Raw genomic sequence first — 18,768 nt, forward strand, 5'->3', positions numbered from 1 at the left:
TTGCTATTTGCGTCGCCTGGCAGATCGAGCGCCGCGCGGGCGGCGCTCGATCTGCCAGGCGCAGCAACTACAAAGGCGAGCACCAGCCAAACAACTCGCAAGCATTGCGGCTACTGGCTTGCGCCAGCGCCTCTACATCCACTCCCATCACCTGGGCCAGCGCCCCGGCAATGTCCGGCAGATGCTCCGGGCTGTTCCGTTGCCCCGGGTACATCACCGGCGCCATATCCGGCGCATCGGTCTCCAGCACCACACTCTCCAGTGGCAGGCGCGCCAGCGTCTTGCGCAGCCGCAGCGCCTGTGGCCAGGTGCCGGCACCGCCAAGCCCAAGCCGAAAGCCTAGCTTGATGTATTCGCGCGCCTCTTCGTAACTGCCGGCAAACGCATGAATCACGCCCGCCCGCGCCGGCTTGTAGCGCTTGAGCGTGGCGATTGCCTGGGCATGGCTGCGGCGTACGTGCAACAGCGCGGGCAGTTCGAAGTCGCAGGCCATTTGCAGTTGCGCTTCGAACAGGTCCTGTTGGCGTATTTTGTCCAGGTCTTCGAGGTAGTAGTCCAGGCCAAACTCACCCACGGCGCACAGCCGTGGGTCGCCATGCAGGCGTTCCAGCCATTCGCGCAGTTGCGTCAGGTGCTCCGGGCGATGCTGGTCGAGGTACACCGGGTGCAGGCCGAGAGCTGCGAACAGGCGCTGATCGGTGCAGGCGAGGTCCCACACCCGCTGGAAATTCGCCTGGTACACCCCCAGTACCACCATCCGTTCCACCCCGCGTGCCGCCGCGTTGGCCAGCAGGCGCGGGCGGTCGGCGTCGAAGTCGGGGAAGTCCAGGTGGGTGTGGGTGTCGATCAGGCGCATGTTCAGGCCGCCGTGATGCGCTGCTTGAAGGTGCGGCCCACGGCATGCACGCCAGGTTCGTAGCGTTTTTCCTCGATTGCGGCCAGCGCCAGTTCCAGCGCGGTGGCGGCAATCAGGCCATGCTGCTGGGCCATGGCATTGACCGGCAGTGGCAGGAAGTCGAGCAACTGGTTGTCACCAAAGGTGCCCAGCTGCAACTGGCGCGAGTCGGCAGGGCGTGCCTGAAGGGTGTCGAACACCCCTTGCAGCAACACGTACGAGGTGGTCACCAGGGCATCCGGCAGGCCGCCCAGGTCATGGATAAGCTGTTGCATAAGGCGCTGGCCGCACTCACGGCTGAACGCCTCGCCCTGGTAGCGACGGACATCACCGGTATAGCCTTGCAGGGCTTCGTCGAACCCGCCGGCACGCGCCTGGCTGACTGACAGCTCGGGGCGTGCGCCTATCAGGGCAATGCTGCGTGGGGCGACGCTGAGCAGGCTGGTAGCCAATTGCCGGCTGGCATCGCGATCATCGCTGATGACCGAGCAGAAGTGCGTAGGGTCCAGCCGGCGGTCGATGGCGATCACCGGCAGGCCTTTGTCCTGCATATCGCGGTAGCTGTCGTCTTCCGGCGGCAGGCAGCTGGCGACGAACAGGGCATCGCAACGGCGCGCGCGGAACAGTTGCTGCAACTGGCGCTCGCTGTCGGGCTGGTCGTCGCTGCTGGCGATCAGCAACTGGTAGCCACGGGCGCGGGCGCCTTGCTCCAGCTGCTTGGCGATGCGGGCGTAGCTGGGGTTCTCCAGATCCGGGAGAATGAAGCCCAGGGTGCGGGTGTGTCGGCTGCGCAGGCCGGCGGCCTGCGGGTTGGGTGTGAAGCCGTGGGCTTCGACCACCGCGCGCACCCGTTCGACAGTGGCGTTGCTGATGCGCTGCTGTTCAGCCTTGCCGTTGATGACGTAGCTGGCCGTGGTCACGGACACACCGGCCAGACGGGCGATATCGCTGAGTTTCACCGAATTTTCCTTGTTATTTCCGGGGCTGGCTCTGAGGCCGGACCGGGTATTTTGACCCGGCGCTGGCGCCATGCGCAGACGACCATTGTCGCAATTGTCCGACAGGATGGGGCTTTTTACCGGGCAGATTATCGAGTAACGTGGCCGCCTGGTCAGATTAAACGTTTCAGCTGCCGAATTTTCTGCCTCGGCTGCCATCTGTGCAAGGCTGTTGAACTGGCCCTTCATGTGAATTTCACAACAATACTCCAGTACCCGACCGGGAACTGCAAAAGGAGAAGGTCATGCTCGAACTCGCCAAGGAGCAGATAGCCATGGGCCAGACGGCCGCCGACAAGGCCGCGGCGTTGCGCCTGCTGGCGGACCGGCTGGTTGCCGACGGCCTTGTCGCGCAGGGGTACCTGCAGGGGTTGCAGGATCGCGAGGCGCAAGGCTCCACCTTCCTTGGCCAGGGCATCGCCATCCCCCATGGCACCCCGCAAACCCGTGATCTGGTGTATGCCACCGGCGTGCGTCTGTTGCAGTTTCCCGAAGGCGTGGACTGGGGCGATGGGCAAATGGTCTATCTGGCCATCGGTATCGCCGCCCGTTCCGACGAACACCTGCGCTTGCTGCAACTGCTGACCCGCGCCCTGGGCGAAACCGACCTGGCCGAAGCGCTGCGCCGGGCCAGTTCCGCCGAAGCACTGCTCAAGCTGCTGCAAGGCGCGCCACAAGAGCTGGCGCTGGATGCGCAACTGGTCGGCCTGAACCTGCCGGCTGAAGACTTCGACGAACTGGCCTGGCGCGGTGCCCGCCTGTTGCAGCGCGCCGACTGCGTCGACAGCGGTTTTGCCGCTGTGCTGCAGCAGGCCGAGCCGCTGCCACTGGGCGAGGGCCTGTGGTGGCTGCACAGCGAGCGCCAGGTGCGCCAGCCGGGCCTGGCTTTTATTACCCCACAGCAGCCACTGCGTTACCGCGACCAGCCGCTCAATGGACTGTTCTGCCTGGCCAGCCTTGGTGCGGCTCATCAGGCCCTGCTTGAGCGGCTGTGTGAAGTGCTGATCGAAGGCCGCGGGCAGATGCTCTATCAGGCCACCAGCAGCCGTGCAGTGCTGGAAGTGCTGGGCGGCGAGGCGCCAGCAGACTGGCCCAGCGCGCGCATTGTGCTGGCCAACCCGCATGGCTTGCATGCCCGCCCGGCCAAGGTGCTGGCGCAACTGGCGAAAGGTTTTGAAGGGGAAATCCGTATACGTCTGGTCGACAGCGCGCAGCCGGCGGTGTCGGTGAAGAGCCTGAGCAAGCTGCTCAGCCTCGGTGCCCGTCGTGGCCAGGCCCTGGAACTGGTGGCCGAGCCGGGTATCGCCGCCGATGCCTTGCCGGTGCTGCTGGCTGCTATCGAACAAGGCCTGGGTGAAGAGGTGGAGCCGCTGCCGCAAAGTGCGGAGCCCGCTGCCAGTGTTGCCGCCCAGGTGCTGCAAGCCCCCGCGGCCGGTAGCCGGGTTCAGGGCGTGGGCGCTGCCCCCGGCATTGCCAGTGGCCCTGCCCATGTGTGTGTCGAGCGTGAGTTCGACTACCCCCTGCGCGGGGAGTCCTGTGCCCAGGAACGGCAAAAGCTGCGCCAGGCCCTGGCAACGGTGCACAGTGAGCTGCAGGCCTTGGTCCAGCGCAGCGACAAGGCCATTGGCGAGATTTTCGTCACTCACCAGGAAATGCTCGCCGACCCGGCCTTGACCGATGATGTCGAGCAGCGCCTTGCCCAGGGGGAAAGCGCTGCGGCGGCGTGGATGGCAGTGATCGAAGCCGCAGCCCGCCAGCAGGAGGCGTTGCACGATGCCCTGCTGGCCGAGCGCGCCGCCGATTTGCGCGACATCGGCCGCCGCGTGCTGGCGCAGTTGTGCGGTGTGCACGCCCAGGCTGAGCCCGAGCAACCGTACGTACTGGTGATGACCGAAGTTGGCCCTTCCGACGTCGCCCGGCTGGACCCAAACCGGGTCGCCGGTATTGTCACTGCACAGGGTGGTGCCACCGCCCACAGCGCCATTGTGGCCCGTGCCTTGGGCATCCCGGCGGTGGTCGGCGCGGGGGCGGCGATCCTGTTGCTGGAAGCTGGCACACCATTGCTGCTGGATGGCCAGCGCGGCGTGGTCAGCGTGGCACCGCCGGAGGATGAGTTGCAACGTGCGCTGGCCGAGCGTGATGCGCGCGAACAGCGTTTGCAAGCCGCCTGGGCCAACCGTTTTGAACCCGCTGTCACCCGCGATGGCCACGCCGTGGAAGTGTTCGCCAACATCGGTGAGAGCAGCGGCATCGCCAAGGTGGTGGAGCAGGGCGCCGAAGGTGTGGGCTTGCTGCGCACCGAACTGATTTTCATGGCCCACACCCAGGCCCCCGACGTTGCCACCCAGGAGGCCGAGTACCGTCGTGTGCTCGATGGCCTGGACGGCAGGCCGCTGGTGGTGCGCACCCTCGATGTAGGCGGCGACAAGCCGCTGCCGTACTGGCCGATCACCGCCGAGGAAAACCCCTTCCTCGGCGTACGTGGCGTACGCCTGACCTTGCAACGCCCGCAAGTGATGGAAGACCAGCTGCGCGCCTTGCTCAGGGCTGCCGACCAGCGCCCGCTGCGCATCATGTTCCCGATGGTGGGCCAGGTGCATGAGTGGCGCGAGGCGCGGGCCATGGTCGAGCGCCTGCGTGCAGAAATCCCGGTGGCCGACCTGCAACTGGGCATCATGGTGGAGGTGCCTTCGGCGGCCCTGCTGGCCGCGCAACTGGCCCGCGAAGTGGATTTCTTCAGTATCGGCACCAACGACCTGACCCAGTACACCCTGGCCATCGACCGTGGCCACCCCAGCCTTTCGGCCCAGGCCGACGGCCTGCACCCGGCGGTATTGAGCCTGATCGACATGACCGTGCGCGCCGCCCATGCCCACGGCAAATGGGTGGGCGTGTGCGGCGAGCTGGCGGCTGACCCCCAGGCGGTGCCTGTGCTGCTGGGGCTGGACGTGGACGAACTCAGCGTGTCCGCGCGCAGCATCGCCGAAGTCAAGGCCCTGGTTCGCCAGGCCGATCATCAGACGGCCCGCGCCTTGGCGCGCGAGGCCCTGCAACAAGACAGCGCCGCAGCGGTTCGCGCGCTGGTGGAGCGTTACTGAATGGCCAAGATCCTCACCCTCACCCTGAACCCGGCGCTGGATATCACCATCGGCCTCGATACCCTGCGCCCGGGGCAGGTCAACCGCAGCCAGGCCCAACAGAGCCACGCGGCGGGTAAAGGGCTGAACGTTGCCCAGGTACTGGCCGACCTGGGGCACAGCGTGACCGTTGGCGGTTTCCTCGGGCGCGATAACCTGCAGCCGTTCGAGGCGCTGATCGACTGGCGCGGCTTTACCGACTGCTTTGTTCGCGTGCCGGGCGAAACCCGCAGCAACATCAAGCTGGTTGAGGCCGATGGCCGCGTCACGGACATCAATGGCCAAGGCCCGGAGGTCGACGAGGCGGCATGCAGTGCCTTGCTGCACCGCCTGCAGCAGGTCGCCCCGGGGCACGATGCCGTGGTGGTGGCGGGCAGCCTGCCGCGAGGGATCAGCGCCGACTGGTTCCGCCAGTTACTGGACCGGTTGAAGGCCCTAGGCCTCAAGGTGGCGCTGGACAGCAGCGGCGAGGCCTTGCGCGCCGGCCTGCAAAGCGCGCCCTGGTTGGTCAAACCCAATACTGAAGAGCTCGGCGAAGTGCTTGGCCAGGCTGTGGATAACCCAGCGCAGCAACGTGCTGCCGCCGAGCAGTTGCTGGGCCGCGGCGTCGAACATGTGGTGGTGTCTGCCGGCGAGCAGGGCGTCAGCTGGTTCGCCCGCGACCTGGCCCTGCATGCCTGCCCGCCCAAGGTAAGGGTTGCCAGCACGGTAGGGGCGGGGGATTCGCTGGTGGCCGGCATGGTCCATGGCCTGCTGCAGGGCGAGGCCCCTGCGCAGACGCTGGCCCGCGCCACGGCGATTGCCGCCCAGGCCGTCACCCAGGTTGGCTTCGGCATCCGTGACCGTGAGCAGCTGGCGCGACTGGAAGCCGCAGTGCAACTGACAGAACAACAAGAGGGTTGCCGATGAACATTGCCATTGTCACCGCCTGCCCCAACGGCCAGGTGTCGAGTGTGCTGAGCGCGCGCTTGCTGTCTGCCGCTGCCCAGCGGCGCGGCTGGAGCACCAGTGTGGAAGTGCAGGATGCCGGGCACCCCGAGCGGCAACTGAGCACCGTGCAGATTGCCGAGGCCGACTGGGTGCTGGTGATCAGCACCGGCCCGGTGGACCTGGCCCGCTTCGTCGGCAAGCGTGTGTACCAGAGCACGCCATCCCAGGCCCTGGCCGACCGCGAGGGCTTTCTTGATGAAGCGGCGGCCAACGCCCAACTATTGCTAGCTGCAGCAGACGCGCCGGCCGAGGTTGCCAGCGCTGGCACACGCATCGTCGCAGTCACGGCCTGCCCGACGGGCGTCGCGCACACGTTCATGGCGGCGGAGGCTTTGCAGCAAGCCGCGCAACAAATGGGCTATCAGCTCACAGTCGAAACCCAGGGTTCGGTCGGTGCGCGTAACCCCTTGTCTGCCGAGGCCATCGCTGGAGCGGATGTCGTACTGCTGGCTGCTGACATCGAAGTGCCTACCACGCGGTTTTCCGGCAAGCGTATCTACCGGTGCGGCACCGGCATTGCGCTCAAGCAGGCACGCGCCACCCTGGACAAGGCGCTGGCCGAAGCCAAGGTGGAAACCAGCGCCGATGCCGCAGCGGCTGCCACGACGGCGAAGGGTGAGAAGACGGGTGTGTACAAGCACCTGCTCACCGGCGTGTCGTTCATGCTGCCCATGGTGGTGGCGGGCGGCCTGTTGATTGCGCTCTCGTTCGTGTTCGGCATCGAGGCCTACAAACAGCCGGGCACCTTGCCGGCTGCGTTGATGCAAATCGGCGGGGAGGCCGCGTTCAAGCTGATGGTGCCGCTGCTGGCGGGCTATATCGCCTGGTCCATCGCCGACCGCCCGGGGCTTGCGCCGGGAATGATCGGTGGCCTGCTGGCCAGCACCTTGGGTGCCGGCTTCATCGGTGGCATCGTCGCCGGCTTCATTGCCGGTTACAGCGCCAAGGCCATTGCCCGCTGGGCGCGCTTGCCCAGTAGCCTGGAAGCGCTCAAGCCGATCTTGATCATTCCGCTGCTGGCCAGCCTGGTCACCGGCCTGGTGATGATCTACGTGGTCGGCCAGCCGGTGGCGGCCATGCTCGAGGGCCTCACGCACTTCCTCGACAGCATGGGTACCACCAATGCCATTCTGCTGGGGCTGTTGCTGGGCGGCATGATGTGTGTCGATCTGGGTGGGCCGATCAACAAGGCCGCTTATGCCTTCTCGGTGGGGTTGCTGGCGTCGTCGAGCTACGCACCGATGGCGGCGACCATGGCCGCCGGCATGGTGCCGCCGATCGGCCTGGGCATCGCCACATTCCTGGCCCGGCGCAAGTTCGCCCAGAGCGAGCGTGAGGCGGGCAAGGCCGCGTTGGCGCTGGGGCTGTGCTTCATTTCCGAAGGGGCGATCCCGTTCGCTGCCAAGGACCCGCTGCGGGTGATTCCGGCCAGTATCGCCGGTGGTGCGCTGACGGGGGCGTTGTCGATGTACTTCGGTTGCAAGCTGATGGCACCGCACGGCGGCTTGTTCGTGCTGCTGATCCCCAATGCGATCAACCATGCCTTGCTGTATTTGCTGGCGATCGTGGCGGGTAGCCTGCTGACGGCGGTGGTGTATGCGGTGATCAAGAAGAGCGAGCGGGTAGAGTTGGCCGTGGCGCCCGTGAAAGGCTAGCGACTTTTGTAGCCTTTACTGGCCTCTTCGCGGGCATGCCCGCGAAGAGGCCGGAGCAGGTCAACGCCCATGCTTCTTGCGCAACGGCACCAGCAGATCCCCCAGCCCGTTGTGGTCGATTTCATGCATCAACGCCAGCAACCCGCCCAGTTCCCCCGTGGGGAAGCCCTTGCGCGCAAACCACGCCAGGTAGTCCCCCGGCAGGTCGGCAATGATGCGCCCCTGGTATTTGCCGAACGGCATGCTGCGGGTCACCAGCAATTCGAGCATTTCCGGCTTCATCATCGGCGCACCTTCAGTGGAAAGCGCCGACCATACTGCAATCTGCACGAAGGCCCAAGCGGCGATCATGCAGAACGCCGGTATCAGCCATTCTTTTTGTTTCGACAAGTAATTGAAAACTAAAGAATTTATTTTTTTAGAGAGCATGGCACGAACGCTGCAACTCTGTAGATGACTATCACCTGCCAAGGAGTTCGACCATGAGCAACCCCAACAAAGACGTGATTGACGTACTCAACGATCTGATCGAATACAGCAAGGATGGCGAGAAAGGGTTCAAAGCCTCGGCCGATGACGTGAAGAATCCAGAGCTGAAAGCGTTCTTCGTGCAGCGTGCCGGTGAATGCGCCAATGCCGCTGGCGAACTGCAAAGCGAAGTGCGCCGTCTGGGTGGCGACCCGGAAACCTCCACCAGCATCAGCGGCGACTTGCATCGCGGCTGGGTAAACCTGAAGTCGATGGTCACCGGCAAGGACGAAGAAGCGGTGCTGAACGAGGTCGAGCGCGGTGAGGACCACGCCCTCAAGGCCTACAAGGAAGCGCGCGAGAAGCTGGTAAAACTGGGCCGCAGTGCCAGCGACATGACCTACAACCTGGTGGAAAAACAGCTGCAAGGCGTGCAGCGCAACCATGACCAGGTCAAGGCCCTGCGCAACGCCGCCCGCGCCCGCTCCTAAGCGTCGGGCCCCTCTACCCGGTTGCGGCCCTTGGCCTTGGCCCGGTAGAGCGCTTCGTCCGCAGCCCCCAGCACACTGCTCAGGTCGTGCTGGGGGCCGGACAGGCCTATGCCGATGCTCACCGTCACCGAGTGGGCGTCATCGGCAAAAGGTGCCAGCGCTTCCACACTGGTCCGAATGCGCTCGGCCAGCAGCCGCGCACCGGCAAGGTCGGTTTCCGGCAGTATTACCTGAAACTCCTCCCCCCCATAACGAGCGGCCAGATCTGCAGGACGGCGGATGCTCGCCTCGATGGTTTTGGCCACCTCCCGCAACGCGTGGTCACCACCGGCATGGCCGTGTCGTTGGTTGAATGCCTTGAAGTGGTCCACATCCACCATCAGCACGGCCAATGGCTTGCGATTGCGCTGCGCACGCGCCCATTCCTGGCGCAGCACCTGGTCCAGACGACGGCGGTTGGCCAAGCCGGTCAGGCTGTCGGTGGCGGCTAACGTCGCCAGGCCCTGTTCGGCCTCCTGGCGGCGGCGCAGTTCGCGGCCCAGCAGCAGGGTCAACCAGAGAATGCCCACGCACAGCACACCTGTGGCGACGCTCACCAGAATCGCGGTGCGGCGCCAGGACTGGAACACCTCGTCGGCCGAGTGCACCACCAGCACGATCAGCGGCAACTGCGCGACCCGGGCGAAGGTGTACATGCGCGGGTTGCCGTCGCTGCCAGACCGGGCTGTGAAGTTACCGCTCTGTTCGCTGAGGATGCGCTTGAAGTTGGGCCGCTCGGCATAGTTGGTGCCGATCAGCGGGTCTTGCGGGCGTGAGGGCTGGCGGGCGAGGAGCTGCCCGTCGGTATTGAACAGGTTGATGCTGCTGTCGTCACCGATGTCCAGGCGCTGGAACAGCTCACTGAAGTACGACAGGCGCAATGCGCCTGCTGCCAGCCCGGCAAACTCGCCATCGGGGCCGGGGATGCGCCGGCTGAAGCTGATGCACCAGTCCAGGTCGCCGAGCTTGGCCTTGAATGGCGGGCCTACCAGCAAGCCCAGATTGGCGTTGGCCTGGTGTGCCTTGAACACACCGGTTTCGCTAAAGTTGGCCTTGCGCGGCACACTGCTGGTGGAATCGCCCACCACATTGCCTTGCTTGTCCAGCCATAGCACGTCACCGCGTTTGCGGTCGACGAAGGCTTCATTGAACAGCAGGCGCTGGCGCAGCGGGCCGGGTATGTCTGGCAGCTCCTTGCGCCCCACGGCCCAGATCAGGCCCTGCAGTGACTGGTCGTAGAGTTCGGCGTTGCGCAGGATGTCGCTTTCGATCAGCTGGACTATGTTGTTGGACGAGCGAATCGCCGACAGCTCGACGCTGTCACGTTCACGCGCCAGCAGGAAGCTGACGATGGCCACGATGGCGAGCACGGCAAGGCAACTGCCCAGGTTGAGGGTCAGCTCGGGGTGCGACCTGTGAAATAAGAAGCGCGGTAATCGGGTGGGCATGCTCGCTACTGCGTGGGCAGGGCCATTCGCGGCGGCGACATTCTAGGGAAGCAGTGATTGTCGGACAAGATTTGTCCGACGGAATCACGTCTGGGGCTGCTGCGCAGCCCTTCGCCGGCAAGCCAGCTCCCACAGGTACAGCATCAGGCTTAGCGGTTATGCAATACCTGTCGGAGCTGGCTTGCCGGCGATCGAGGGCGGAGCCCTCGCTAGCGGTCCTGGATCAGAACACGTTCAGCGGGTAGTCGACGATCACGCGCACTTCGTCGTTGTCGCTGTTGCTGTCGATCGACGCATAACCCTGGCTGCCACGGTGGGTGGCGTAGCGCACCAGTACCGACAGGTCCTTCAGGTCACCCTCCTGGAACACGTACTTCACGTCCAGGTCACGTTCCCAGTGCGTGGCGTTCTTGCCATCTTCACGGTAGTAGTCGTAGTGACTGGTGTCCTGGGTGGCCTTGGTCAGGTCGGCCTCACCGCGCGAGTATGACAGCGAGGTGGTCAGGCCAGGCACGCCGACACCGGCGAAGTCATAGTCGTACTGCAGCTTCCACGAGCGCTCGTTTGGCGCGTTGAAGTCCGAGTACATGCGCGAGTTGTCCAGGTACACGCTGTCGCCCAGGTTGATGTAGTCGAATGGCGTGTTGCCATTGACCCGCTGGTAGGCGGCGGTGACGCTGTGGAAGCCTGCGTTGACGGTGAAGTGAACGCTGTAGGTGTTGTTATCGATCTTGCCCAGCAGGGCCTGGCCGGTGTCCTGGGTGTGGTAGAAGTGCACGCCCGGGTTCAGGCTCACCAGGTCGTTGACCACGTAGGTGTAGTCGAAGTCAGCGTAGTACTGGTTCCAGATGTCCTTCAGCTCGGCGGCGTAAAGGTTGGTGGTGATGTTCTCGGTACCGCTCCACGACGCGCCGGCCCAGTTAAGGTGCTTGCTCTTGTCGTGCTCGTCCAGCGACCCATAGTAGGTGTCGATGCGGCGGTGGCCGCTCTGGTTGTACGGGTGGGTGAAGCTCACCTGGCCGCCTTCGAGCAGCAGGCCGTCGATGCTGGTGTTGGTCAGGCTCACACCACGGAAGGTCTGCGGCAGCATGCGGGTTTCGCCGCCAGCGATTACCGGGTTGGTGAGGAACAGATCACCGGCTTTCAGCTCGGTGTCGAACGCCTTGAGCTTGATCGCAGCACCGGCAGTGGAGAACGAATGCGGGGCAGCGCCCAGCTCACCGTCGTCCTTGATGTGCTCGGGCAGGATGCTGGTGCCGGCATGGCCGCCACCGCCGTCCAGCTTGAGGCCCAGCATGGCATGTGCATCCAGGCCAAAGCCGATCACGCCAGGGGTGTAGCCCGACTCGAAGCGCGCAACCGCGCCCTGGCCCCACTCGCGGGTGTCACGCACGCCAGCGTTGTGGTTGTCGCGGTTGAAGTAGGCATTACGGAAATGCAGGTTGAAGGACGAGCCTTCGATGAAGCCATCAGCCTTGTCTTCATCTGCCTGGGCGGCGAAAGGGATCGTTGCAGTCAACGCAATGAATAGCGGGGTAAAACGAAACGCGGAAGGCACCGGTACTAGCTCCTTTGGTCTGACGGTGGGGCAGTTTTTATTTTTGAATGTGCGTCTTTTTTATAGGTAGACGTTACAGCGTGGCTGAGAGTTAAAGCACATAAAAAAAGCCGCTGATCGGCAGCGGCTTTAAAAGGCTAACATATCGGCACCGGTGGTGCCCAATGCGTAGCCAAGGGAAATCGGGAGCAGTGACAGCGCTTGATCAGCTGTCGGCGTTGGCATCGACAGAAACTTTGGAAGCTGTCTGTTTTGCGTCTTTGGCGGCGTCAGCCTGGTTTGCAGCTACCGCGTCGCGGGCATCTTGATGGACGGCGGCGAGCTCTGCATTACGGGTGACGAAAGCGCTGGATTCTTCGGCCATGGCCAGGGGCGACAACAACAGGGAAGACAGGACGAAGACGCTGGCAATACCCATACTGTTGGACATTTGAAACTACCTTCTTGCGGGGCAAGTGCTAATGAGGACAGGGGTAAAGTTAGTCCTTTCAGTACACTTGAAACAGAGCGAAGTGCGATAAGCACTGTTGCGCAAAAGGTAACGATCCAAAGAAAAGCAATAGTACTTTCGCCGCAAAGCCCCGCACTAGAGAGCCTGCGCGGTCTTTGTAGGAGCGGCCTTGCGCCGCGAATGGGCTGCGCAGCAGCCCCGGCAATCTTGGCCCTGCCAAAGAGTCTGGGGCCGCTTCGCGACTCTTTCGCGGCACAAGGCCGCTCCTACACAGAGCGCGCAGGCCTCAAGGTCGGCAATTGGATACCGAAGGTATTGAGCCCGGCCCCACTGCGCACAAACACCTCCCCCCCATGCATCAGTGCAATCGCCTTGACGATCGCCAACCCCAACCCATGGTTACCCCCACCGCTGTTGCTGCGCGCCGCATCCACGCGGTAGAAGCGCTCGAACAGCAACGGCAGGTGCTCATCGTCAATCGCCGGCCCCGGGTTGCTCACGGCGATGCTGACCTGCTTGGGCCCGGCATCGATCTGCACCTGGATCACCTGATGCGGCGCGGTGTGCTGCACGGCGTTGTTCAGCAGATTGATCAGCGCCCGGCGGAAATGGGCCTTTTCGATGGGCGCCCGGGCATCGCCGATCACGCTCACGCTGACCTGGGCGTCTTCGAGGATGAAGTCCAGGTAGTCGAGGGTGGTTGCCACTTCCTCGGCCAGGGAGGCCTGGATCAGGGCGGTGGCCTTGCTGCCTTGGTCGGCGCTGGCCAGGAACAGCATGTCATTGATGATGCCGCGCAGGCGCTCCAGCTCTTCCAGGTTCGATTGCAGCACTTCGAAGTAATGCTCGGCACTGCGGCCGCGGGTCAGCGCGACCTGGGTCTGGCCGATCAGGTTGGTCAGCGGCGAGCGCAGCTCGTGGGCGACGTCGGCGTTGAAGGCTTCCAGCCGTGAGTAGGCCTGGCTGACCCGGTCGAGCGCGGCGTTGAAGGCCCCCGCGAACTGTGCCAGCTCCGGCGCCAGGGCATGGGTTTGCAAACGCCCGTCCAGGCGTGGAGGTGCCAGGGCCTGGGCCTCGTTGGACAACGCCAGTAGGGGGCGCAAGCCAATGCGCGCCACCCAGTAACCCAGTACTGAAGCCAGCAGCACGCCGAGTACTGCCAGCCCGACAATCGCCACCAGCAAGCTGTGCTGGGCCTGCCAGAAGGTTTCGGTGTCGATGCCGATCAGAAAGCGCAGTGCCGGTCGTTCGCCCAGCGCCGGTAGTTCACTGACCAGCACCTTGTACGGGTAGGGTCGGTCAGGCAGGTGCAGGTCGCGCATGCCCTGTGGCCCCTCGGCGAAGGCGCGCACCAGCTCGCTGGGGTGACCGTAGTCGTAGGCCGGGTTGCTGCTGACCACCCAGAAGCGGATGCGCTTGTCCTCTTCGCTGAGCAGGTTAAGCTTGTTGTTGATCTTGGCCCAGTGATCTGGCGTGCCGAAGCGGTTTAGGGTGGATTCGAGCACGCTGAAGCGCGCGTCCAGCTCCGCTTGCGGCAGCAGGTCGAGGCTGCGGTCGACCTGGCGATACAGCGCCCAGCCGATCAGCAGGAATACACCCAGCGCCACCAGAATGAACAGCGCCGACAGGCGCAGGGCGATGGAATTACCCCGCACGGTTTTCCAGAACATAGCCCATGCCTCGGATGGTGTGCAGCAGCTTGTTGTCGAAGGGCCCGTCGAGCTTGGCGCGCAGGCGTTTGATCGCCACTTCCACGACGTTGGCGTCGCTGTCGAAGTTGATGTCCCAGACCAGCTCGGCAATCGCCGTCTTCGACAGGATTTCACCCTGCCGCCGGGCCAGCACGCTGAGCAGCGAGAACTCCTTGGCAGTCAGGTCCAGACGCTGGCCGGCGCGTGTGGCCTTGCGTGCCATCAGGTCGATCCACAAGTCTGCCACTTGCACCTGCAACGGTTCATGGCTGCTGCTGCGGCGGGTCAGGGCTTGCAGGCGGGCGACCAGTTCGAGGAACGAGAACGGCTTGCCCAGGTAGTCGTCGGCGCCTTCACGCAGGCCATGAATGCGGTCTTCGACCCGCTCACGGGCGGTCAGCATGATCACCGGCGTCTGTTTGCGCGCGCGCAAGGCGCGCAACACACCATAGCCGTCCAGGCCAGGCAGCATCACATCCAGCACGATCACTGCGTAGTCGCCCTCCAGGGCCAGGTGCAGGCCATCGATGCCGTCCCGTGCCAGGTCCACGGTAAAGCCCTGTTCGCTCAGGCCGCGATGCAGGTAGTCGGCGGTTTTTTCTTCGTCTTCGATGATCAGCACACGCATGGTCTTGTCCTAGCTGGCACTTGGCGCTGCCGCAGGGGCGGCCTGGCGGCGGTGGAACAGGCGCTCCAGGGCCAAGTATATGACCGGGGTGGTGAACAGCGTCAGGGCCTGGCTCACCAGCAGGCCACCCACCACCGCGATGCCCAGTGGCTGGCGCAGCTCGGCGCCGGTGCCAAAGCCGAACATCAGCGGCACTGCGCCCAGCAGCGCGGCCAGGGTAGTCATGATGATCGGGCGGAAGCGCACCAGGCAGGCCTGGCGTATCGCCTGCTCGGGCGTCATGCCGTGATGGCGCTGGGCTTCGAGCGCGAAGTCGATGAGCAGGATGCCGTTCTTCTTGACGATGCCGATCAGCAGTACCACGCCGATCAGCCCCATGATGCTGAAGTCCTGCCCGCTGGCCCACAGCAGGATGATCGCGCCCAGGCCGGCGGAGGGCAGGGTGGAGATGATGGTCAGCGGGTGGACGAAGCTCTCGTAGAGCACGCCGAGGATGATGTACACCGCCACCAGCGCGGCAAGGATCAGGTAGGGCTGGCTCGACAGCGAGCTCTGGAACGCCTGGGCGGCGCCCTGGAAATTGCCGGTGATCGAGTCGGGCATGCCCAGCTCGCGCTGCGCACGCTCCAGGATCTGCACCGCATCGCCCAAGGCCACGCCGGGGGCCAGGTTGAACGACAGGTTGGCGGCCGGGAACAGGCCGTCGTGGCTGATCGACAGCGGCCCGGTGCTTGGCGCGGCGACATGCGCCAGGGCCGACAGCGGCACCATCTCGTTGGTCAGGGGCGAGCGCAGGTAGAAGAAATTGAGGCTTTCAGCCTTGCCACGCTGTTGCGCGTCCAGTTCGAGGATGACCTTGTACTGGTTGGTCTCGGTCTGGAATTCGCTGATCTGGCGCTGGCCGAAGGCATCGTACAAGGCCTGGTCGACGTCGGTGGTGGTCAGGCCGAAACGCGCCGCGGCCTGGCGGTCGATATCGATGCGGGTGACGCTGGCGCCCAGTTGCAGGTCGTTGGACAGGTCGCGCAGCGCCGGGTTTTCCCGCAGGCGGTCGGTCAGGCGCTGGGTCCACAGGTTGAGGGCGACCCCGTCGTTGCTCTTGAGCACGTACTGGTACTGGGTGCGTGACGGGCCGGAGCTGAGGTTGATGTCCTGGCCGGCGCGCATGTACAGGACGATGCCCGGCACCTGGGCGAGTTTCGGGCGAATCCGGTCGATCCATTCGCTGGCCGAGACGTCGCGCTCGCCACGGGGCTTGAGCGAGATCCAGAAACGGCCGTTGGCGATGGTCTGGTTGCTGCCGGTCACCCCCACCGAGTGCGAATAGGCGCGCACTGCCGGGTCGTCACCGATGATCTTCGCCAGCGCCAGGTGCTTCAGGATCATCGACGGGTAGGACACATCCGCCGCTGCCTCGGTGGTGCCAAGAATGAAGCCGGTGTCCTGCAGCGGGAAGAAGCCTTTGGGGATGCCCACGTAGCCGGCCACGGCCAGCGCCAGGGTAATGCCGAATACCCCGAGTGTGGTCCGCCGGTGGGCCAACGCGCGATCCAGGCCTTTTTCGTACCAACCCAGCAGGCGCTGGCCGAAACCGCCCTGGTGGTCCCCGGGTGGTCGGCGCATGAACAGCGCCGAAAGGGTGGGGGCCAAGGTCAGCGATACCACCACCGAAATCATGATGGTCGCCGTGGCAGTCAGGGCGAACTCCTTGAACAGCCGGCCCACCACACCGCCCATGAACAGCAGCGGAATGAACGCGGCGATCAGCGAGAAACTGATCGACACCACGGTGAAACCGATCTCGCCGGCGCCTTTGAGCGCCGCGGTGCGGCTATCGTCGCCGGCTTCCAGGTGGCGATGGATGTTTTCCACCACGACGATCGCGTCATCGACCACGAAGCCGACGGCAATGACGATGGCCACCAGCGTCAGGTTGTTGAGGCTGAAACCGAACACGTACATCAGTGCGCACGTGGCGATCAGCGAGACGCCGAGCACGCTGGAGACAATGAAGGTGGCCGACCACTGACGCAGGAACAGCGCCATTACCCCGATCACCAGCGCCACCGCGATCATCAGGGTCAGCTCGACCTCGTGCAGCGAGCTGCGGATGGTCTGGGTGCGGTCCTGCAGCACCGACACTTCAACCGAGGCCGGCAGCATTTCCTGCAAGCGCGGCAAGGCGTCGAGCACCCGGTCCACGGTGTCGACGATATTGGCGCCGGGCTGGCGGAAGATCACCAGGTTAAGCCCCGGCTGATTGCCCGACCAGGCCCTTACATACGCGTTCTCGGCACCGTTGATCACCTTGGCCACGTCCTTCAGGTGCACCGGGGCGCCGTTGCGGTAGCTGACGATCAGCTGGGCATAGTCTTCGGGGTGAAACAGCTGGTCGTTGGCGGCAATGGTCGACACGCTGTGCTCGCCGTACAGCGCGCCTTTGGCCAGGTTCAGGCTGGTCTGCTGGATGGCCTGGCGCACGTCGGCCAGGGTCAGGCCGATGGCCGCGAGTTTCTCGGGTTGTGCCTGCACCCGGATGGCCGGGCGCAGTTGGCCGGTGATGTTGATCAGGCCGACCCCGTCGATCTGGCTGAGCTGGCGGGCCAGGAGGGTTTCGGCGTAGTCGCTGAGCTCGTTGCCGGGCATCTGTGCAGAGCTGACGGTGAGGATTACCACCGGGCTGTCGGCCGGGTTGACCTTGCGCCAGGTAGGCGGGCTGGGCAGGTCCTGGGGCAGGCGGGCGGTGGCGGTGTTGATCGCCGCCTGCACTTCCTGGGCGGCGGTGTCGATGTTCTTGTCGAGGGTGAACTGCAGAATCAGCGTAGTCGAGCCCAGCGCGCTGCTGCTGGTCATCTGGGTCATGCCGGGGATGGCGCTGAACTGCACCTCCAGCGGCGTGGCCACCGACGAGGCCATGGTTTCCGGGCTGGCACCGGGCAGCTGGGCGGTGACCTGGATGGTCGGGAAATCGGCCTCGGGCAGCGGCGCCACGGGCAACCGCGGGAAGGCGATGGCGCCCAGCAGCACCAGGGCGAAGGTCAGCAGCAGGGTGGCGATGGGGTGGTCGATGCACCAGGCCGAGACGCCATTGCGGGTGTTCATGGCTGGCTCCTGCGGTCGGCCAACTCGGCAGGCGCCGGGGCATCAGGGGTGATCTCGACCCTGGAGCCGGGTTTGAGGCGCGACTGGCCGTCGAGCACCAGCTGGTCCCCGGCCTTGACCCCGGCGACGATGTTCAGCGTGCTGTCCTGGTACAGCACCTTGACCGGCACGCTGGTGACCTTGTCGCCGTCGACGCGGTAGACGAAGTGGCCATCGATGCTGCGTTGCACCACGGGGGGCGGTACCACCAGGGCGTCTTCGTCCATTGCCGTGCGCAATCGTACGGTGACCAGTTGCCCCGGCCACAGCAGGCCGTCCTTGTTGTCGAACTCGGCCTTGACCCGCACCGTGCCGGTGTTGGCCGAAACCTGGTTGTCGATCAGCGCAAGGTGGCCTGCGCCCAGCAGGTTGCGCTCGCCATCGGCATCCATGTAGGCCTCGACCAGCGCAGGGGCTTGCGCCTTGAGCAGGCCTTGCAGGGTCGGCAGCATCTGTTGCGGCAGCGAGAACTCCACGGCGATCGGGTCGATCTGGGTCACGCTGAACAGCCCTTGGGTGTCGCTGGTGCGGACCAGGTTGCCGGGGTCGATGTTGCGGATGCCGACGCGCCCGGTTACCGGTGAACGTATCTGGGTGTAGGAGAGTTGCACCTCGGCATTGGCGATGGCCGCCTGGTTGCCCTTGACCGTGGCTTGCAGCTGGTTGACCAACGCCTGTTGCTGGTCGAGGGTTTGCTTGGACACGCCGTCATCGCTGCTGAGCAGGCGGTAGCGCTTGAGGTCGACGCCGGCCACCTGGATCTGTGCCTGGCTCTGGCCGAGTTGTGCACGGGCCTGGTCGAGGCTGGCGCGGATGCTGCGGTCGTCCAGGGTGGCGAGCAGGTCGCCTTGCTTGACCCATTGGCCTTCCTTGACCAGCACTTGAGTGAGTATGCCCTCCACTTGTGGCCGGACCTCGACGCTGTGCAGCGACAGCACCGAGCCGATGGCGCTGGCATAGCGCGGCACGTCCTGCTGGGCGACGCTGACCACGCGTACCGGCACGGCGGTTTGCGCACGATTAGCCGGTGCGGGTTGGCGCTGGCTGAACCAGATGCCTGCTCCCACCAGGGCCAGGAGCGCCAGGGCGGCGAGGAAGGCAGAGCGGGACGGACGTCGCATCGGTGCGGGCACCTTGGCCAGAAGGGAGGGAAACGGTTGTCTGTACTCAATCTTATA

14 protein-coding genes are annotated in these 18,768 nt (G+C 64.8%); 4 read left to right on the forward strand and 10 right to left on the reverse strand.

Translation table 11 applies throughout. The annotated features are described in order from the left end of the window. Positions 1-67 precede the first annotated feature (67 nt). Positions 68-856: a TatD family hydrolase gene (locus SB756_RS09970; RefSeq protein ID WP_410910762.1), complete on the reverse strand. Its 789-nt coding sequence runs from the start codon at positions 854-856 to the stop codon at positions 68-70. A gap of 2 nt (positions 857-858) precedes the next feature. Then, positions 859-1,854, reverse strand: coding sequence for a catabolite repressor/activator (gene cra, locus SB756_RS09975; protein ID WP_410910763.1), 996 nt, complete (start codon positions 1,852-1,854; stop codon positions 859-861). 284 nt (positions 1,855-2,138) lie between these two features. Between cra and ptsP the strand changes: the two genes are divergently transcribed. The 3 genes from ptsP to SB756_RS09990 are packed head-to-tail and all read left to right on the forward strand — an operon-like array spanning position 2,139 to position 7,675. Further along, complete coding sequence (gene ptsP, locus SB756_RS09980; RefSeq protein ID WP_410910764.1) at positions 2,139-4,991, forward strand: phosphoenolpyruvate--protein phosphotransferase; 2,853 nt, start codon at positions 2,139-2,141, stop codon at positions 4,989-4,991. Next, positions 4,992-5,939: a 1-phosphofructokinase gene (pfkB, locus tag SB756_RS09985; protein WP_174370510.1), complete on the forward strand. Its 948-nt coding sequence runs from the start codon at positions 4,992-4,994 to the stop codon at positions 5,937-5,939. Further along, positions 5,936-7,675, forward strand: a complete 1,740-nt coding sequence (locus SB756_RS09990) for a PTS fructose-like transporter subunit IIB (protein WP_410910765.1) — start codon at positions 5,936-5,938, stop codon at positions 7,673-7,675. Before pfkB ends, SB756_RS09990 begins: the two co-directional genes overlap by 4 nt. 60 nt (positions 7,676-7,735) lie before the next feature. Here the strand turns inward: SB756_RS09990 and SB756_RS09995 are convergent, their stop codons facing one another. Then, positions 7,736-7,957 carry a DUF3820 family protein gene (locus tag SB756_RS09995; RefSeq protein WP_049277254.1) on the reverse strand — a complete coding sequence of 74 codons (222 nt, stop codon included), beginning with the start codon at positions 7,955-7,957 and terminating at the stop codon, positions 7,736-7,738. Between the two features lie 200 nt (positions 7,958-8,157). Here SB756_RS09995 and SB756_RS10000 point away from each other — a divergent pair, with 200 nt between their 5' ends. Then, positions 8,158-8,634: a ferritin-like domain-containing protein gene (locus SB756_RS10000; protein ID WP_138737424.1), complete on the forward strand. Its 477-nt coding sequence runs from the start codon at positions 8,158-8,160 to the stop codon at positions 8,632-8,634. On the opposite strand, the gene SB756_RS10005 is transcribed toward SB756_RS10000, so the two are convergent. The 7 genes from SB756_RS10005 to SB756_RS10035 all read right to left on the reverse strand — a co-directional run bounded on the left by SB756_RS10005 (position 8,631) and on the right by SB756_RS10035 (position 18,711). Next, complete coding sequence (locus SB756_RS10005; protein ID WP_410910766.1) at positions 8,631-10,121, reverse strand: sensor domain-containing diguanylate cyclase; 1,491 nt, start codon at positions 10,119-10,121, stop codon at positions 8,631-8,633. The genes SB756_RS10000 and SB756_RS10005 overlap by 4 nt on opposite strands. A 223-nt stretch (positions 10,122-10,344) precedes the next feature. Further along, positions 10,345-11,679 carry an OprD family porin gene (locus SB756_RS10010; RefSeq protein WP_019470383.1) on the reverse strand — a complete coding sequence of 445 codons (1,335 nt, stop codon included), beginning with the start codon at positions 11,677-11,679 and terminating at the stop codon, positions 10,345-10,347. Between the two features lie 205 nt (positions 11,680-11,884). Further along, the gene (locus SB756_RS10015; protein ID WP_341797591.1) at positions 11,885-12,109 is read right to left on the reverse strand and encodes a hypothetical protein; all 225 of its coding nucleotides are present in this window, start codon (positions 12,107-12,109) and stop codon (positions 11,885-11,887) included. A 287-nt stretch (positions 12,110-12,396) separates the two neighbouring features. After that, entirely contained in the window at positions 12,397-13,800 is a 1,404-nt protein-coding gene (locus SB756_RS10020; RefSeq protein ID WP_410910767.1) for a heavy metal sensor histidine kinase, read from the reverse strand. After that, the gene (locus tag SB756_RS10025; RefSeq protein WP_012270545.1) at positions 13,775-14,449 is read right to left on the reverse strand and encodes a heavy metal response regulator transcription factor; all 675 of its coding nucleotides are present in this window, start codon (positions 14,447-14,449) and stop codon (positions 13,775-13,777) included. Before SB756_RS10025 ends, SB756_RS10020 begins: the two co-directional genes overlap by 26 nt. Before the next feature lie 9 nt (positions 14,450-14,458). Beyond that, positions 14,459-17,551 (reverse strand): multidrug efflux RND transporter permease subunit, encoded by a 3,093-nt coding sequence (locus SB756_RS10030; RefSeq protein WP_410910768.1) that lies wholly within the window; start codon positions 17,549-17,551, stop codon positions 14,459-14,461. Continuing rightward, positions 17,548-18,711 (reverse strand): efflux RND transporter periplasmic adaptor subunit, encoded by a 1,164-nt coding sequence (locus SB756_RS10035; protein ID WP_410910769.1) that lies wholly within the window; start codon positions 18,709-18,711, stop codon positions 17,548-17,550. The genes SB756_RS10030 and SB756_RS10035 overlap by 4 nt, the downstream gene beginning before the upstream one ends. Between the last annotated feature and the right edge of the window lie 57 nt (positions 18,712-18,768).

This window comes from Pseudomonas sp. SIMBA_068 (assembly GCF_046534705.1).
Taxonomy (GTDB): Bacteria; Pseudomonadota; Gammaproteobacteria; order Pseudomonadales; family Pseudomonadaceae; genus Aquipseudomonas; species Aquipseudomonas putida.

Coding starts and splice junctions, on each gene's coding strand:
- SB756_RS10000 (WP_138737424.1), top strand. CDS start 8,158: ATGAGCAACCCCAACAAAGACGTGATTGACGTACTCAACGATCTGATC.
- SB756_RS10025 (WP_012270545.1), bottom strand. CDS start 14,449: ATGCGTGTGCTGATCATCGAAGACGAAGAAAAAACCGCCGACTACCTG.
- SB756_RS10030 (WP_410910768.1), bottom strand. CDS start 17,551: ATGAACACCCGCAATGGCGTCTCGGCCTGGTGCATCGACCACCCCATC.
- SB756_RS10035 (WP_410910769.1), bottom strand. CDS start 18,711: ATGCGACGTCCGTCCCGCTCTGCCTTCCTCGCCGCCCTGGCGCTCCTG.
- SB756_RS09990 (WP_410910765.1), top strand. CDS start 5,936: ATGAACATTGCCATTGTCACCGCCTGCCCCAACGGCCAGGTGTCGAGT.
- SB756_RS09970 (WP_410910762.1), bottom strand. CDS start 856: ATGCGCCTGATCGACACCCACACCCACCTGGACTTCCCCGACTTCGAC.
- SB756_RS10005 (WP_410910766.1), bottom strand. CDS start 10,121: ATGCCCACCCGATTACCGCGCTTCTTATTTCACAGGTCGCACCCCGAG.
- SB756_RS09995 (WP_049277254.1), bottom strand. CDS start 7,957: ATGAAGCCGGAAATGCTCGAATTGCTGGTGACCCGCAGCATGCCGTTC.
- SB756_RS10020 (WP_410910767.1), bottom strand. CDS start 13,800: ATGTTCTGGAAAACCGTGCGGGGTAATTCCATCGCCCTGCGCCTGTCG.
- SB756_RS10015 (WP_341797591.1), bottom strand. CDS start 12,109: ATGTCCAACAGTATGGGTATTGCCAGCGTCTTCGTCCTGTCTTCCCTG.
- ptsP (WP_410910764.1), top strand. CDS start 2,139: ATGCTCGAACTCGCCAAGGAGCAGATAGCCATGGGCCAGACGGCCGCC.
- pfkB (WP_174370510.1), top strand. CDS start 4,992: ATGGCCAAGATCCTCACCCTCACCCTGAACCCGGCGCTGGATATCACC.